Below are 16,295 nucleotides of genomic sequence, written 5' to 3' on the forward strand. Positions count from 1 at the left end.
TTGATCGACGAGAGGGGTGCGGATGCGCGCGGTGCAGGTGAAGCGGCTGGACGGGCCGGAGGCGGTCGAGGTCGGCGAGGTCGCGGACCCGGTCCGGGGCGAGCAGGACGTGCTGGTGGAGGTGCGGGCGGCCGGCGTCAACTTCCCGGACCTGCTGCTGACCAAGGACATGTACCAGTACAAGCCCGAGGTGCCGTTCGTCCTGGGCGGGGAGTTCGCGGGAGTGGTGCGCGAGGCCCCGGCCGGCTCGGAGTTCGCGCCCGGCGACCGCGTCGCGGCCACGAGCACCGTCGGCGGGTTCGCCGAGCTGGCCGCCGTGCCCGCGCAGAACCTCTACCCGCTGCCCGACGGGGTGTCGTTCGCCGCCGGGGCCTGCATCCCGATGAACTACCTGACGATGATCTTCGCGCTGGTCACGCGCGCGCAGCTGGCCGAGGGCGAGACCGTGCTCGTCCAGGGTGCGGCGGGTGGGATCGGCACGGCGAGCATCCAGCTCGCGAAGGCGCTCGGGGCGCGGGTGATCTCGGTGGTCTCCACGCCGGAGAAGGCCGAGTTCACCGCGTCCGTCGGCTCCGACGAGTCGGTGCTCGCGGACGGGTTCAAGGACGCGGTCCGGGACCTGACGGGTGGCAAGGGCGTCGACGTGGTGGTCGACCCGGTCGGCGGCGACCGGTTCACCGACTCCCTGCGCTGCCTCGCCCCGCTCGGCAGGCTGCTGGTGATCGGCTTCACCGCCGGTGACATCCCCACGGTGAAGGTGAACCGCCTCCTGCTCAACAACATCGACGTGCGCGGCGTCGGCTGGGGCGCCTACGCGCTGCGGCGGCCGGGGTACACCCGCGCCCAGTGGGACGAGCTCGTCCCGCACCTCGAGTCCGGCGTGGTCGATCCGCCGATCAGTGCGACGTTCCCGTTGGAGCGCGCGGGCGAGGCCGTGGCGATGCTGGGAGCGCGCAGCGTGCTGGGCAAGGTCGTCGTCGAGCCGTAGGACGGTCGTGAGCGCCCGGCGCGGGGCGGGGAGCTAGGGTCTGCGCCGTGAAGCCAGCTGGGGACGAACTCACTCCTGACGGCGGCGAGGCGACGACAGCGCACCCGCCGGTGGAGCAGCTGATCGGCCTCCGGCGCGAGGACCGGCCCGACGCCGTCGTCGTGCACGTCACCGGCGCGGTCGACGGCCTCACGGCCACCCGGCTCCGCACGGTCATCGCCACCGCACTCGACCGGCTCGACGGGCGCCCGCTCGTCCTGGACCTCACCGAGGTCGGGTTCTTCGGGTCGTCCGGGCTTCGCGCGCTCGCGGAGGGCACCGAGCAGGCCGCCGCGCGCCCCGGGTTCGAGCCGCTGCGCATCGTCGTCGACCACAACCGCCCCGTCCTGCGCCCGATCGAGCTCACCGGCTACGACGCCGTCCTCGCGCTCTACCACGACGTGGACGCCGCCGTCGCCGGCACCGTGGCGGAGTGATCGGTCTGCGGACCGGCTGCTCCTGGAGGACGATCCTGACGTGAAACCGCCATCCGACCAGGACGAGCGTCCGGGCCACCCGCCCCGGCTGCCGCTGTCGGGCGCAGCGGCGGGGTCGCCGTCCACCGCGCCCCCGCTGCGGATGGCGCTGCCGGCCGACTGGGTCGCGCCGTCCATCGCGCGCGACCGGTTCGACCACTGGCTGCGCGACCTGGCCTGGCCCGTCGCGCAGCGCGAGGACCTCGTGCTGGCGCTGAGCGAGGCGGTGAGCAACAGCGTCGAGCACGGCTACGGTGTGCCGTCCGGCTCGGCGGCGCACGACAGCGGGGTCGTCGAGGTGCGGGCCGAGCTGGTGGCGGGGCCCGACCAGGCCCTGCGGGTGGTGCTCACGGTCCGCGACGCGGGAGGGTGGCGGGAGCCTGCGGGCTCCGCCCACCGCGGCCACGGGCTGCGGATGATCCGCGCCGGTGGCGACGAGGTCGTCATCGACGGCACCGACGGCGGCACCACCATCAGGCTGACCAGCCGGCCGGCGCCGCGGGGCCGTCGGGGCTGAGCGGGGGCTGAGCCGGCTCAGGCGGTCAGGCCCGAGCGGTGGGCGATCACCGCGAGCGCGGTGCGGTCGCGGGCGTGCAGCTTGCCGAGCAGCCGGCTGACGTAGGTGCGGGCGGTGGCCGGGCTGATGTGCAGGGCGCGCCCGATCTCGTCGTTCGTCTCGCCGAGCCCGACGCGGGCGAGCACCGCGAGCTCGCGGTCGGTGAGCCGGGTCAGGCGCGGGTCGGGCCGCGGCGGCGCCGGCGCGGCGGCCAGCCGGTCCATGACGCGGCGCGTCACCGCGGGGGAGAGCAGGTTGTCGCCCCCGGCGACGGTGTGCACGGCGCGGCGGAGGTCCTCGGCGCTGGTGTCCTTGAGCAGGTAGCCCGCGGCGCCGAGGGTGACGGCCTCGACGATGTCGGCGTCGTCGTCGAAGGTGGTGAGGATGACGGTCCGGACGGCGGCGAGGGCCGGATCGGCCCGGATCGCGGCCACCGCCTCCAGCCCGCTCATCACGGGCATGCGGATGTCGACGAGCGCGACGTCGGGCCGGTGCCGGCGCACGACCGAGAGCCCGGCGCGGCCGTCCGCGGCCTCGGCGACGACGCTGATCCCCGGGTCGCTGTCCAGCAGCGCGCGCAGGCCGGCGCGCACCAGGTCCTGGTCGTCGACCAGCGCGACGCGGATCACGGCGGGGGCTCGAGGGGGAGTCGGGCCTGCACGGTGAACCCTCCCGTCTCGCGGGTGCCCGCGGTGAGCTGGCCGCCGAGGGCGCGGGCGCGTTCGGTCATGCCTGCGATGCCGTGGCCGCCGGTTCCGGGCGACACCACCGCGCCACCGTCGTCGGTGACCGACAACGCGAGCGCGGTCCCGTCCGTGCGGGCGGCGACGTGCACGTGCGACGCCCCGGAGTGCCGCACCGCGTTCGTCACCGCCTCCTGCACGATCCGGTAGGCGGCGGCGTCGACCGTGGCGGGCAGCGCCCCCGGTGCGACGGCGATCTCGTCGGTGACGCGGATGCCGGCGTCGTGGGCCGTGCGCAGGACCGGCTCGACACCCGCGAGCGACACCAGCCGGTCGGTCGTCTCACCGGGTGCGCGCAGCACGGCGACGGTGGCGCGCAGCTCCCGCATCGTGCGCCCCGCGGCGTCGCGGATGAGCGCGAGCGCCTCGCGGACCGCGCCCTCGTCGCGGCCGACCGCCTCGCGGGCGACGTCGGCGTGCAGGGAGATCACCGACACCGCGTGGCCGAGCGAGTCGTGCAGGTCGCGGGCGATCGCGAGGCGCTCGGCGTGGACGCGCCGCTCGGCGTCCTGCGCGTACTGGCGCTCCTGCAGCCGCGTGAGCTCGCGCTGCTGGGCGTGCTGGGCCCGGCGGCTGCGCAGCGTGTCGCCGAGCGCGATCGCCGCCGCCATCAGCGTGACGTGCGGGACCAGGTCGTAGCCCAGGACGAACGCGACGTCCTGGCCCTCGAGCAGCCGGAACCACAGTGACGTGCCGAGCGCGAGGAGGGAGGCGCCGATCGCGGTGGCGAGCCGACCCGCCTCCGCCGCCGAGAACAGGGCAGCGGCCACCGGGACGGCGAGGCCGACGGCCGGGTAGCCCGCGGCGTAGTAGGCGAAAAGGCCGAGGACGCTCACGGCGAGCACGGCGCGGGGGTAGCGGCGCCGGGCGAGCATGAGCGCGCCGAGGCCGACCGCCCACAGGTACGCCGCCGCGTCCGGCTGCTGGCGACCGCCCTGCCCGGCGGAGATCACCACCGAGACCACCACCGCGACGCCGACGCCCAGCGCGGCGTCCACCGCCCACGCCGGGAGCGGCCGGGCCGGCGGCTGGTCGTCCACGCCACGAGCGTAGGGAATCCCCGGCGGCGGGGTCAGCGTCAAGGAGCGACCGATCGGGTCGCTCCTGGACGTACCCCGGTCGAGATCGCAGGCGGATGTCCCGCGGCCGCGGCGTTCCTAGCGTCGGCGGACATGGAGAACACCCGCAGGCAGGGACGCCCCGCGCTCGGCCTCCCCGTGCTCGCGCTCGTCGGACTGGCGCTGCTCGCCGCCCCGCGGGTGGTGCTGCACGACCTCGACCTCATCCAGGAGGGCACCGTCGTCAACGCGCTGTTCGTGTTCGTCCCGCCGTTGGTCTGGATCGCGGTGGCGGTGCTGCGGCGGGTGCCCAACCCGTTCCTGACCGTCCTGGTGATCGGCGCGATCTACGGCGTCCTGCTCGCCGTGGGCCACCAGCTGCTCTGGCACGTCAGCTTCCCCGACGGCACGCCGCGCCTGGGCGGCAACCTCGGTGACGTCCCGCCGGCGACGAGCGAGGTCGTGGTCCGCGGCTTCGCGGCGGTCGGCAGCGTGTTCACCGGCGTCCTGGTGGGCGCGGTGAGCGGGCTGGTGGCATGGGGGGTCGGCAAGCTGCGCCGGTGAGGGATCAGTCGGCGATCAGCTCGTGCCAGTAGCTGCCTGCGCTGACCAGGTGGGCGCCGAGGAGCTCCGCGGCCCGGTCCTCGTCGCGGTCGAGGACGGCCTCGAAGATGCGCCGGTGCTGGGCGTCGGAGGTGCGGCAGCGGTCCCGGTCGCGGAAGTAGTACTCCCGCTGGCGCACGGTCATCAGGTAGAAGATGTTGACCAGCCGCAGGAGCACCGCGTTCTGGGTGGCCCGGACGATGCCGCAGTGGAACTCGCGGTCCAGCTCGCCGACCGGGCCGCCGGTGGCGAGCGCGTGGTCCCACTCGTCGAGGCAGCGCCGCAACGCGTCGATGTCCTCCTCGCGGTGGCGGCGGCAGGCGAGCCGGATGGCCTCGAGCTCCTGGATGCGGCGGACCTCCGCGGTCTGGTCGATCTCGTCGCGGGACAGCGGGATGCCGAGCTCGGCGAACAGGGCGAGCGCCTCGATGCTGGCCGACTCGGTGGTCATGTAGATGCCGGACTTCGGGCGGCGCTCGATCAGGCGCAGCGTCTCCAGCACGGACAGCGCCTCGCGCACCTGGGGGCGGCCGGCGCCGAACCGCTCGGCGAGCTCGCGTTCCGACGGCGCGCGCTCGCCCGGGGCGTAACCGCGGGCGAGCAGGAACGGGACGAGCTCGGCCACCAGCGCGTGCGGTTCCTTCATGCCCACTGTTCCTCCATGCCCACTGCCTTTCGTGCGGACCGGGCGGGCATCGGGGCGCGCGGTCTTCCATTCTGGCCTGACCAGAGGTTACGCGACGCCTCGTCGCTGTGGGCCGGGCGCCTCCGCGGTGCGGCCGGGGAGCGTCGCCGCCGCGGCGACACCGAGCGCTGCGGCCACCGCGAGCACGCCGAACAGCAGCGTCTCCGCGCCGGCGGAGGTGGGGGCGAGCGGCCCGGCCAGGAGGCTGGCCCCCGCCACGCTGCCCAGGTACCGGCTGGTGAAGAACACCCCGGTCGCCATCCCCGTGTCGTGCTGCGCCACGTCGTGCAGGGCGCCGAGCTGGAAGGGCGGCATGGACAGTCCGACGCCGGCGCCCATCACGGCCAGCGCGGCGACCAGCAGCGGGAGCGGCACCCCGGACGGGTCGAGCACGAGTGGCACCAGACCGGCCAGGACGAGCACGAGCCCGGTGACGGCGGGCAGGCGCAGCCCGGCCCGGTCGGCGAGCCGGCCCCCGAGCACGGCCAGTGGTGAGGACGCGAGCGTCAGCGCCCCGAGGACGAGGCCCGCCTGCGCGCCGTCGATCCCGCGGTCGTGCAGCAGCAGCGGGACGGCGAGCAGGGTGACGTAGAAGGCGAGGTTGGACAGGCCGATGCCGGCCGCCGCGGCCACGAAGCTGCGGCGCGTGAACAGCCGCGGCGGGAGCACCGCGTCGGGGTGGCGCCGCTCGTGCCGGACGAACGCCCAGGTGGCGAGCGCCAGGACCAGGCACGCGACGACGAGCACCGCACCGCCGGGCGCGGTGTCCAGCAGCACGGTCAGCCCGACGAGCAGGGCGCACAGTCCGCCTGCCCCGACCACGTCGAACCCGCCGCCGCCGTCGCGGCGCGCGGCGTGCGGGACGACCCACCAGCCGAGCACCAGGGCGAACAGGGTGACCGGGAGGTTGACCAGGAAGATCGCCGGCCAGCCGCCGAACTCGACGAGGACGCCGCCGAGCACCGGCCCGACCGCCGCCGCCAGCGGCAGCACCGCGCCGACCACGCCGAACGCCCGGCCCAGCCGGTCGGGTGGAGCGCAGCGGCGCAGCAGGGCGAGGCCGGTCGGCGCCAGCAGCGCGCCGGCCACCGCCTGGGCCACGCGGCACGCGACGAGCAGCGGCAGGCTGTGGACGAACGCCGCGAGGGCGGAGGCGAGGAAGAACAGCGCGTACCCGGTGAGCAGGACCGGCCGCGGCCCGAGCCGGTCGCCGAGCTTGCCCGCGACCGGCTGCAGCGCGGCCATCGTGATCAGGTAGGCGGTGACCAGCCAGCTCATCGTGGCCGCGTCGACCCGGAGGTCGCTCGCCATCGGTGGCAGCGCCACCGCGATCATCGTGGAGTTCAGCGGGCCGAGCACCGCACCGCACAGGACGACGGCGGTGATCGCGCCGGGCCGGACGGGGCGGGTCGTCGTCACCCGGCCGCACCGGCGTGCACGACGGTCCCGGCGTTGCCGTCCACCACGACCCGTTGCCCGTCGGTCAGCACGCGGGTGCCGTTCCCGGTGCCCATGACCGCCGGGATGCCGTGCTCGCGCGCCACGATCGCGGCGTGCGACGCGGCCCCGCCCGCGTCGACGACCACGGCCGAGGCGAGCGCGAACAGCGGCGTCCAGGTCGGGTTGGTGTAGGGGCAGACGAGGACCTCGCCGTCCTGCAGGTTCGCGAACTCCGACTCGTCGTGGACGACGCGGACCGGACCGACGGCGCTGCCCCGGCTCGCCGGGGTGCCGCGCACCTCGCCGTCGTCGCCGACCGGCGCCCCCGGCTCGGCCCGGATGAGCGAGTAGCCGGGCAGGGCGGCCCGGCGCGCCGCCTTGCGCCGCTCCACCGTCTCCCGGACGGCGGCGGGCGGGAGGCCGGTCACCTCGGCGCGCTCCAGGTAGGCGATGTCGTCGGGGGCGTCGAGCAGGCCGCGCTCGCAGAACCGGCGTCCCAGCTCCAGGACGACGCGGCGGGCCACCGCCAGCGTCATCACGAGCTGGTAGTGGCTGTCCTCCCGGAACCCGGCGGACGTGCGCGCCGCGTCGACCAGCCGCCGGACCACGGGGGCGAGCAGGCGCGCGCGCAGGCCGCGGGCGTCGGCGAGCTCGGCGCGGGCGCGGGCGAGGCGGGTGGCGGCGTCGACCTCCGCCGGGCGGCCCCGGGCGAGTCCCTTGATCATCCCGTGCGCCACCTCCGGGGTCTCCCGCAGCGGCGGCAGGCCGACCGTGAAGATCGACATCTCGCGGAAGCCGAACTCGCGCAGGTAGGCGTCGACGTCGGCGAGCAGCGCCCGCCCGGCCGCCGACCCGCGTAGCCGCTCGGCCACCCGCGCGGGCTCCTCCTCGCAGTAGGCGGCGAGCAGCTCCGGATCCGCCCGGACGGTGGCGGCGAGCCGCTCCAGCGCGGCGTTGGCGCTGGTCGTCACGCAGGGGACCGCGGACATCAGCTCGGCGTGCATCGTGCCCGCGCGCTCCCGGCCGACGGCCGCGGCCAGCAACCGTTCGGAGAGCACACCGGCCAGCGCGCCGCGCGGAACGGCCCCGAACCGCGAGGGCATGAGCCCGCCCATCGTGCTCAGCAGGGCGTCGACCTGCTCGAGCAGCTCGTGGTCGGAGAGCCCGCGCAGGTCGGCGGCGTCGACGCGGCGGCACAGCGCCACCAGGGTGCACTCCGACCGCTCCCGCCACCCGGTCGTGGAGGTGCGCAGCAGCCGGACGAGGCTCGGCAGGGCGCGCGGGAGGCCGGTGACGGCCCGCCCGGTGAGTCGCACCCCCGGCGGCGGGACGAGCTGGACCACGCCGTCGTCGATCTCCACCACGGTCTCCTCGAGCGTCGGCATGGCGAGGCCAGCCGACCGGGTGGCGGTGAGGATCGCGCGGATCGCGGGGCGCAGGAAGAGCGAGGTGTCCATCGGGAACGGCGGGAACGGCATGTGGTCGGCGGCCATCCCGTGGATCTGGCTCGGGCGCGTGCCCCGGCGCCTGCTGCTCCGGCGCCTGCCGCGCGGCGGCGCGTCCGGCACGACCGGCTCGTCCGGGAGGGCCGTCAGCGGGCGGGCCTGCACCAGCTGGAACCGCCCCGCCGCCCAGGCCCACTCGATGTCCTGCGGCGCGCCGAACGCCGCCTCGACGTCGCGGCCGATCCGCACGAGCTCGGCGGCGCCGGGCACCGCCACGGAGCCGCTCACCGTGCGTCCGGTGGCCTTGTCCGCGACGAGGTGCTCGCCGGTGGCGGTGCCCGAGACCAGCGACTCGCCGAGGCCGCGCACCGCCTCGACGACCACGTGGTCGCGTCGTCCGCTGACGGGGTCGGCGGTGAACAGCACGCCCGCCCACTCCGCGTCCACCATCTCCTGGACGACGACGGCGAGCGCGAGGTCGCTCTCGTCCCACCCGTACCGCTCGCGGTAGGCGACCGCTCGCGGCGTCCACAGCGACGCCCAGCAGTCGCGCACGGCCGCGAGCACCGCCTGCTCGCCGTCGACGCCGAGGTAGGTGTCGTGCTGGCCGGCGAAGGAGGCGTCGGCCAGGTCCTCCGCGGTGCCCGAGGACCGGACGGCGACGGGGCCGTGGAGCCCGGCGGCAGCGGCGCGCACGGCCGCGACGATGCGGTCCGGCACCGGTTCGCGCGGGATCCGCGTGTGCAGCTCCCGTGCCGGGAGGCCGGCCAGCCCCGTCGTCTCCAGGAAGTCGCGGTAGGCGGCGGTGGTGACGACGAACCCGTCCGGCACGGGGAACCCGGCCGTGATCAGGGCGCCCAGCCCGGCGGCCTTGCCGCCGACGAGGGCCGTCTCGCGCGGTCCGACGCGCGACAGCGGAAGCGTGTAGTCGGCCACGGCAGGCTCCTCGCACCGGGAATTCACCGTCTGGTGGAGTCCACGCTACCGCCGGGACACTATTTGTTCAACAAGCGATGAGTTCTTGGTTCGGGTGACGATCCGCACCGTGCGCAGGCCGCCGGGTTTCGGCGGGCGCGCGGCGGGCAACGGACCGGTGTGGATCGAGACGGAACGAACGGCACGACGATCGCGGTCCTCGGGGCCGACGACGCCAACCTCGAGGTCCTGCGGGGCATGCCGGGGCACGAGCAGCACCGCTTCGTGCCGGTGCTGAGCCCGGAGGAGATGCAGATCGGCGAGGTGTCCATCCCCGACCTGCTCGACCGCGCCGTCGCCACCCTGGACGAGCGGGACGCGCCCGTGGACGCCATCGTCGGCTTCTGGGACTTCCCGATCAGCACGCTGGTCCCGCTGCTCGCGCGCCACTACGGCCTGCACTCGTCGCCGCTCGCGGCGGTGGTGACGTGCGAGCACAAGTACTGGAGCCGGCTCGAGCAGCAGAAGGTGACCGACGCCCTCCCACGCTTCGGGCTCGTCGACCTCGACGAGCCCCGGCTGCCCGAGGGCATCGACTTCCCGGTCTGGCTCAAGCCGGTGAAGTCCTACTCCTCCGAGCTGGCGTTCCACGTCCGGGACGAGCAGCAGTTCACCGACGCGATGGCCGAGATCGCCGAGGGGGTCGGCCGGCTGGGCAGGCCGTTCGAGTGGGTGCTCGACCAGGTCGACCTGCCGCCCGAGATCGCCGAGGTCGGCGGGCAGGCGTGCCTGGTCGAGGAGGCCATGACCGGGGCGCGCGCGGCCACCGAGGGCTACGTGCACGACGGGCGCGTGGTCGTCTACGGCGTGCTCGACTCCATCCCGTACCCGGAGCGGTCCAGCTTCCTGCGCCACCAGTACCCCTCGCAGCTGCCCGAGCACGTGCAGCGGCGGCTCGTGGACGTGTCCGAGCGGGTGATCGCGCAGGTCGGGCTGGACTGGACGACGTTCAGCGTCGAGTTCTTCTGCGACCCCGACTCGGGCGACGTGTCGGTGCTGGAGATCAACCCGCGGCACTCGCAGTCCCACGCGGAGCTCTTCGCCGACGTCGACGGCATCGCCAACCACCACGCGATGGTGGAGCTCGCGCTCGGGCGCGACCCCGACATGCCCAGCGGCAAGGGGCCCTACGAGATCGCGGCGAAGTGGTACCACCGCCGCTTCTCCGACGGCGTGGTGCGGCGCGTCCCGACCGCGGAGGAGATCGCGCGCATCGAGCGCGACATCCCCGGCGTGCGCCTCGCGCCGGTCCCGCAGGTGGGGCAGCGGCTGTCCGAGCTGCCCGCGCAGGACAGCTACAGCTACGAGCTCACCGACGTGATCGTCGGCGCCCGCGACGAGGCGGAGCTGGTGGACTCCTACGATCGCGCCGTGGCCGCCATGCACTACGAGTTCGACGACTGATGCGCGTCGTCACCGACCTGCCCTACGCCCTCCGCCCGGCCGAGACCGTCCGCATCCCGATGCCCGACGGCGCCGAGCTCGCCGCGCGCCTGTGGCGGCCGCTCGCGTCCGACGGCGAGCCGGTGCCGGCGGTGTGCGAGGCGATCCCGTACCGGCAGCGCGACCTGACGTCGGTGCGTGACTCGATCCACCACCCCTACCTCGCCGGCCACGGCTACGCCTGCCTGCGGCTGGACCTGCGCGGCAGCGGCGACTCCGACGGCGCGCTGCTCGACGAGTACACCGAGCAGGAGCACCGCGACATCTCCGAGGCGCTGGCCTGGCTCGCCGAACAGCCGTGGTGCACCGGCCGGACCGGGCTGATGGGCATCTCGTGGGGCGGGTTCGCCGGCCTGCAGGTGGCCGCGCGCCGCCCGCCGAGCCTCGGCGCGATCGTCATCGCCTCCTTCACCGACGACCGCTACGCCGACGACATGCACTACATGGGCGGCTGCCTGCTCTCGGACAACCTCGCCGAGGCCGGCACGATGTTCGCCTACTCCACGCTGCCCCCCGACCCCACCGTCGTCGGCGAGCGCTGGCGCGAGATGTGGCACGAGCGCCTCGAGGCGGCCGAGCCGTGGATCCTCAAGTGGCTCGCCCACCAGCGCCGCGACGACTACTGGCGCCGCGCGTCCGTGTGCGAGGACTACAGCGCGGTCCAGGTACCCGTCTTCGCCTCCAGCGGCTGGGCCGACGGCTACTCGAACGCGGTCTTCCGCGTGCTCGAGCACCTCGACGTGCCCCGCAAGGGCCTGATCGGGCCGTGGTCGCACAAGTACCCGCACCTCGGCGTGCCCGGCCCGGCGGTCGGCTACCTGCAGGAGGTGGTGCGCTGGTTCGACCGGTGGCTGAAGGACCGGGAGAACGGCGCGGAGGACGGGCCGGTGCTGCGCACCTGGATGCAGGACAGCGTGCCGCCCTCCACCGCCTACGAGGAGCGTCCCGGGCGCTGGGTGGGCGAACCGAGCTGGCCGTCGCCGCACGTGGAGCCCGCACGCCATGCGCTCGCCCCGCACCGGATCGCCCGGGAGGGGGAGGAGGTCGAGCCGGGCGAGGTCGGCGTCCAGTCGCCCCTGTCGGTCGGCCAGTTCGGCGGCAAGTGGGCCTCCTACAACGCCCCGCCGGACCTGCCCTACGACCAGCGCGAGGAGGACGGCGGCTCGCTCGTCTTCGAGACCGACCCCCTCACCGAACGCTGCGAGATCCTCGGCGCCCCCGCCGTGGAGCTGGACGTCGCGGCCGACCGGCCCGTCGCGATGGTCGCGGCCCGGCTGTCGGACGTCGCGCCGGACGGGCGCGCCACCCGCGTCAGCTACGGGCTGCTCAACCTCACCCACCGCGACCGCGACGACGCGCCGTCGCCCGTCGAGCCCGGCGCGTTCCAGCGGGTGCGGGTGCAGCTCAACGGCGTGGCCCAGGCGTTCCCGCCCGGGCACCGGATCCGGCTGTCGCTGTCGACCTCGTACTGGCCGCTCGCGTGGCCCCCGCCCGAGCCGGCCGCGCTCACCGTCCGCACCGGCTCCAGCTGCCTGGTGCTGCCGGTCCGTCCGACCGCGGAGGACGACGAGGTGGCGCTGCGCCCGTTCGACGAGCCCGAGGGGTCGCCACCCGCGCCCACCACGCAGCTCGAGCCCGGCGAGCACAGCTGGACGGTCTCGCGGGACCTCGTCGACTACCGGTCCGTCCTGGAGATCGTCAAGGACGGCGGGGTGCTGCGCTACGACGACACCGGCATGACGACCGGTCGCCGCGTGGTGGAGCGCTACAGCTCGCTCGCCGACGACTTCGCCTCGCCCCGCGGCGACGTCGAGTGGTCGATGTCGTTCGCCCGTGACGGCTGGAGCACGCGCACGGTGACCCGCACCGTGCTGACGTGCACGCCCACCACGTTCGAGGTGCACGGCCACCTCGACGCCTACGAGGGCGAGCACCGCACGTTCTCCCGCGACTGGTCGCGCAGCATCGCCCGCGACCACCTGTGAGTGGACCGCGCCGCGATCGGGTATGTCCGTTTTCTCAGTCAGCGGTACCTGCAGGGGAGAACGGATGCGGCGCGGCGCGTGCGCGGAACCGACGATCGTGCCGGCCGTGGTGCGCATCCGGCTGCCGGACTCACCGGGGCCGGCGCGGGTCGAGGCGGTGCTCACCCGTGCCCTCGCCACCCTCGACCCGCCGGTCGTCCCGGAGGTCGTGTGGGTGCCGGTGCTCAGTCGCACGTCGCGGCGCCGCGAGGAGCTGACCTACGCGCTGGTGCTCTCGCCGGCCACCCCCCGGGCCCTGGCGGGCGACGTCGAGGACCTCGTGCGCCGGATGCGGCGCACGATCCGCAAGGCCGTGCGCCGGGAGCTCGGCTGCCGGGCCGAGGTCGCCCTGCGGTTCGCCCGCGACCACGAGGAGGTCGCGGCCTGCTACCGCGCCATGGTCGGCAACCCCCGCGACGTCCACGCCTGACCGCGGACCGGACCGACGGCGTTCCCGACGCGTCACCCCGCCAGGGCGGCCTCGAGCTCGGCGCGCGTCGGCTGCGGCATCGGCGGCGGGACGCCCGCGGCCAGGACGTCGCGGACCCGGGCGACAAGGGCGGGGTCCTCGTAGACGTCCGACGGGCGGCCGAGCATGCCCATCACCCGCCACATCGCCCGGAACGCGAGGGGATCCACCTGCGCCGCGGAGCGCAGCTGCCCGAACGTGACCCGCTCCGTGACGCCCACCGGGGGTGGCGGTGGTGGCGCGCCGAGGACGGTGTGGCGCAGCACCGCCAGGCGGGCCGCGTCCGTGGCGGCCTGGTCGGCGTACCACGGCGCGACGTGCGCGGCGACGCGGCGGTCCATCGCCAGTGCCTGGGCGTGCAGGTCCTCCGGGTGGGCCGCGACCGTGTCGGCGAGGTCGGCCACGCCCCGCATCATCATGCTCATCCCGCGACCGAAGGTGGGGTTGGTGGTGCACACCGCGTCCCCCACCGCGTGCAGGCCGAGGGCGACCGGGCGGCCGTCGACGACCAGGCGCCGCAACGTGTTGTGCAGGCCGCCCATCACGGCGACGTCGGTGATCGGGTCCATGACGTCGAGCCAGGCCGCGTAGTACGGCACGGCCCGCAGCACGGCGGTGAACACCCGCGGGTCGCGCGCGGCCCGGAACCTGCGGTCCGCCGCCAGCGGCGCGAGCGCCACCTGCATGGTGGCGTCGTCGCCGCCCCAGATGCCGACCGTGAACTCGTGGAGGCCGGCGACGACGCGCGTGGTGGCCGGACCGGGCAGCGGACCGGGACGCAGCCGGTAGTGCCGGCTGAAGTAGGCGACGCCGCAGTCGGCGCGGGTCCTGCCGCGGGCCCGCGCGCCGACCGCGGCGAGCCAGCGGTCAACGGGGGAGCGCCTGCCGGTGGCGTCGACGACCAGGTCGGTGGTGAGCCCGCCGCGCCCGGTGCGAACGCCGCGGATCCGCGGCGGGTCGCCCGGCTCGGCCGCCAGCCCGGTCACCTGCACGCCGTGGCGCACCTCGACGCCCGGTTCGGCGGCTGCGGCGCGGCCCAGGACCCAGTCGACGGTCGAGCGGCGGGTCACCAGCAGGGAGAGCTGGTCGTCGCCGTCCGTGGGAGCACGGTCCCCGAGCGTGGGCGGCATCTGGGTCGCCAGCGGCGCCTCGACGACCCCGGCCGCCAACAGCCCGGCGTGGACGTCCGGCAGCCGCTCGCGCAGCACCTCCCGGAACGTCGCGAGCACGACGTGGGGCTGCACGATCTGCGGCGCCGTGGGCCGCAGCGCACCCGCCGCCGCGGCCTCGACGTCGGCGACCGGTGCGAGGTCGGCGCGTTCCAGGACCGTGACCGCGTGTCCGGCCCGGGCGAGCACCAGCGCCGCGGACAGGCCCGCCGCGCTTCCGCCGATGACGATGACGCGCACCCGCCACCCCCCGATGGACGCGTGGGCCTCGACGTTAGTGCACGCCGTCGGGTCCGGGCAGTGCCGCGGCGGCCTCGGCGTCGGCCACCCGGGTGAGGAAGTCCGTGATGAGCGCGAGCTGCTCGGCGTCGTAGTCCTCGGCGATCGCGGCCAGTCGCCGGGAGCGGGCGTCCCCGGCGTCGAGGCGTTCCTCGTCGAGCTCGACGACGACCTTGCGCCGGTCCTCGACGCACCGCTTCCGGTGCACGTACCCGGCGCGCTCCAGCCGGTCGATCACGCCCGTGACCGTGCCGGAGGAGGTGAAGCCCGCCAGCTGCCCGATCCGGCCGGGGGAGAGGGCGCCGTGCTGCAGCAGGACGTTCAGGGCGTGGCCGTCGCAGGTGCTCACCGTGACTCCGGCCGTGGCGCCGACCTCGTGGTCGACCCGGGTGGACACCGCCACGAGTCGGCGCAGGGCGGTCTGGAGCTCGTTCGGCACCCTCTCCTCCAGTTCTGTCGTACAGCCGATAGAGTCGTCCAGGCGACATACTCTTCAGCGCGACTGTGTCTTCGGGTCGAGAGTTTAGGACCCGGCCGGCGTGCCGAGGGCGACGACAGGGGAGGCGCACGTGGGATCGATGGTCATCAGTGGCGGCACGGACGGCATCGGGAGGGCCGTGGCGCTCGCCCACCTCGAACGCGGGGGCGAGGCGGCGGTCATCGGACGGGACGCGGCGAAGGGTGCCGCCTTCCTGGAGGCGGCCGCGGCGCTCGGCGCCGCGGGGCGCGCCCACTTCGTGCGGGCCGACCTGAGCCTCGTCGCGGGCACGCGCGCCGCGATCGAGGAGATCCGGGGGATCTTCACGAAGGTTGACGCGCTCGTGCTGTGCGCTCGCCACTACCGGTCGACGCGGCGCGTCACCGCCGAGGGGTTCGAGCACACCTTCGCGCTGTACTACCTGAGCCGCTTCGTCCTGACCCACGAGATGGCAGACCTGCTCGACGCCGCCGACGCGCCGGTCGTGCTCAACGTCGCCGGCGTGCCCGGCGCCGGCGCGGACGCGGTCGACTGGAACGACCTGCAGGGCGAGCGCGGCTACCACGGCATGCGCGCCCTCGCCCAGGCCGGGCGACTCACCGATCTGCTGGGGATCGCGTCGGCGCAGGACCGGGTGTCGGCGAAGGCGCGGTACGTGCTGCTGTTCCCGGGCGTCGTGGCCACGAGCTTCTCCGGGGAGTACGACGCGGCCACCGCAGCCGAGGTCGAAGCGCTGCGGGCGGGCGCCACACCGGTCGACGAGGCGATCGTGCCGATCCTCGACGTGCTGGAGCACCCGCCCGCCGAACCGCTGAGCGCGTTCGACGCCGGTCGGCGGATCGACGTGGACACACCGGCGTTCGACGTCGGGCCCGCGCGGCGGCTGCACGCCGAGACGGTCCGCCTGCTGTCCCCGCTGGCCTCGGCCGAGCCGGGCGTATCCCCGGCGAAGCTGCGCCGGCTGCTGGACCGCCCGGTGTTCGCCACCGTGGCCACGGTCCAGCCCGACGGCAGCCCACACCAGTCGGTGGTCTGGGTCACCAGGGACGGCGACGACGTGCTGTTCGCGGTGGCGGTGGGAAGCCGGAAGGGGCGCAACCTGCGCCGCGACCCGCGGGTGAGCGTGCTCCTCACCCCGCCGGAGGCGCCCTATACCTACGCCGCGGTGCACGGAACCGCGGCGATGCGCGCGGACGGCGGTGACGCGCTGCGCGACGCGTTGGCCGTGAAGTACACCGGCATGACCTACGCCGAGCACAACCGGGACGCCGCGGCGCGCCACGGCGAGGTCGCCATGGCGGTCGTGCGGGTCACCCCGGAACGCGTCGTGGGCAGGCTCTGAGCTTGATCTTTAACCTGGGCACGGGGCGATGTACGACGCGCAGGTGAAGACTGGTGGGCGGCCGGAGAAGCATCCGCGTCGTC

15 protein-coding genes are annotated in these 16,295 nt (G+C 75.1%); 8 read left to right on the forward strand and 7 right to left on the reverse strand.

Annotated elements, in window-relative coordinates; genetic code table 11:
• The first annotated feature begins 22 nt into the window (after positions 1-22).
• Genes FB558_RS22460 through FB558_RS22470 form a run of 3 tightly spaced genes read left to right on the forward strand, consistent with a single transcriptional unit; the run spans position 23 to position 2,020 of the window.
• Positions 23-988 carry an NADPH:quinone oxidoreductase family protein gene (locus FB558_RS22460; protein ID WP_142056384.1) on the forward strand — a complete coding sequence of 322 codons (966 nt, stop codon included), beginning with the start codon at positions 23-25 and terminating at the stop codon, positions 986-988.
• Between the two features lie 47 nt (positions 989-1,035).
• Entirely contained in the window at positions 1,036-1,464 is a 429-nt protein-coding gene (locus tag FB558_RS22465; protein WP_142056385.1) for an STAS domain-containing protein, read from the forward strand.
• Between the two features lie 40 nt (positions 1,465-1,504).
• Entirely contained in the window at positions 1,505-2,020 is a 516-nt protein-coding gene (locus tag FB558_RS22470; protein ID WP_142056386.1) for an ATP-binding protein, read from the forward strand.
• A gap of 17 nt (positions 2,021-2,037) precedes the next feature.
• Here FB558_RS22470 and FB558_RS22475 read toward each other — a convergent pair whose 3' ends face one another.
• Together FB558_RS22475 and FB558_RS22480 are read right to left on the reverse strand one after the other, a co-directional pair.
• A complete protein-coding gene (locus tag FB558_RS22475; protein ID WP_142056387.1) occupies positions 2,038-2,688 on the reverse strand; it encodes a response regulator in 651 nt (216 codons plus the stop codon).
• Complete coding sequence (locus tag FB558_RS22480) at positions 2,685-3,842, reverse strand: sensor histidine kinase (protein WP_142056388.1); 1,158 nt, start codon at positions 3,840-3,842, stop codon at positions 2,685-2,687. The genes FB558_RS22475 and FB558_RS22480 overlap by 4 nt, the downstream gene beginning before the upstream one ends.
• Positions 3,843-3,974: 132 nt before the next feature.
• Here FB558_RS22480 and FB558_RS22485 point away from each other — a divergent pair, with 132 nt between their 5' ends.
• Positions 3,975-4,424 (forward strand): hypothetical protein, encoded by a 450-nt coding sequence (locus FB558_RS22485; RefSeq protein WP_142056389.1) that lies wholly within the window; start codon positions 3,975-3,977, stop codon positions 4,422-4,424.
• Between the two features lie 4 nt (positions 4,425-4,428).
• Here the strand turns inward: FB558_RS22485 and FB558_RS22490 are convergent, their stop codons facing one another.
• The 3 genes from FB558_RS22490 to FB558_RS22500 all read right to left on the reverse strand — a co-directional run bounded on the left by FB558_RS22490 (position 4,429) and on the right by FB558_RS22500 (position 8,969).
• The gene (locus FB558_RS22490; RefSeq protein ID WP_142056390.1) at positions 4,429-5,109 is read right to left on the reverse strand and encodes a FadR/GntR family transcriptional regulator; all 681 of its coding nucleotides are present in this window, start codon (positions 5,107-5,109) and stop codon (positions 4,429-4,431) included.
• Positions 5,110-5,196: 87 nt separating this feature from the next.
• Positions 5,197-6,567, reverse strand: coding sequence for an MFS transporter (locus tag FB558_RS22495; protein ID WP_142056391.1), 1,371 nt, complete (start codon positions 6,565-6,567; stop codon positions 5,197-5,199).
• Positions 6,564-8,969: a PEP/pyruvate-binding domain-containing protein gene (locus tag FB558_RS22500; protein ID WP_170231466.1), complete on the reverse strand. Its 2,406-nt coding sequence runs from the start codon at positions 8,967-8,969 to the stop codon at positions 6,564-6,566. Before FB558_RS22500 ends, FB558_RS22495 begins: the two co-directional genes overlap by 4 nt.
• A 237-nt stretch (positions 8,970-9,206) precedes the next feature.
• On the opposite strand from FB558_RS22500, the gene FB558_RS22505 reads away from it, so the two are divergent.
• The 3 genes from FB558_RS22505 (at position 9,207) to FB558_RS22515 (ending at position 12,905) form a co-directional block, all read left to right on the forward strand.
• Positions 9,207-10,412 (forward strand): ATP-grasp domain-containing protein, encoded by a 1,206-nt coding sequence (locus FB558_RS22505; protein WP_142056703.1) that lies wholly within the window; start codon positions 9,207-9,209, stop codon positions 10,410-10,412.
• A complete protein-coding gene (locus FB558_RS22510; RefSeq protein WP_142056393.1) occupies positions 10,412-12,436 on the forward strand; it encodes a CocE/NonD family hydrolase in 2,025 nt (674 codons plus the stop codon). The genes FB558_RS22505 and FB558_RS22510 overlap by 1 nt, the downstream gene beginning before the upstream one ends.
• A gap of 64 nt (positions 12,437-12,500) precedes the next feature.
• Entirely contained in the window at positions 12,501-12,905 is a 405-nt protein-coding gene (locus tag FB558_RS22515) for a hypothetical protein (protein WP_142056394.1), read from the forward strand.
• Between the two features lie 32 nt (positions 12,906-12,937).
• Here the strand turns inward: FB558_RS22515 and FB558_RS22520 are convergent, their stop codons facing one another.
• Positions 12,938-14,353, reverse strand: coding sequence for an NAD(P)/FAD-dependent oxidoreductase (locus FB558_RS22520; protein ID WP_170231467.1), 1,416 nt, complete (start codon positions 14,351-14,353; stop codon positions 12,938-12,940).
• A 34-nt stretch (positions 14,354-14,387) separates the two neighbouring features.
• Entirely contained in the window at positions 14,388-14,831 is a 444-nt protein-coding gene (locus FB558_RS22525) for a MarR family winged helix-turn-helix transcriptional regulator (RefSeq protein WP_170231468.1), read from the reverse strand.
• Between the two features lie 139 nt (positions 14,832-14,970).
• Here FB558_RS22525 and FB558_RS22530 point away from each other — a divergent pair, with 139 nt between their 5' ends.
• Positions 14,971-16,212, forward strand: coding sequence for a TIGR03618 family F420-dependent PPOX class oxidoreductase (locus FB558_RS22530; protein ID WP_142056705.1), 1,242 nt, complete (start codon positions 14,971-14,973; stop codon positions 16,210-16,212).
• The last annotated feature ends 83 nt before the right edge of the window (positions 16,213-16,295 follow it).

Origin of the sequence: Pseudonocardia kunmingensis (genome assembly GCF_006716445.1) — a bacterium.
Taxonomy (GTDB): domain Bacteria; phylum Actinomycetota; class Actinomycetes; order Mycobacteriales; family Pseudonocardiaceae; genus Pseudonocardia; species Pseudonocardia kunmingensis.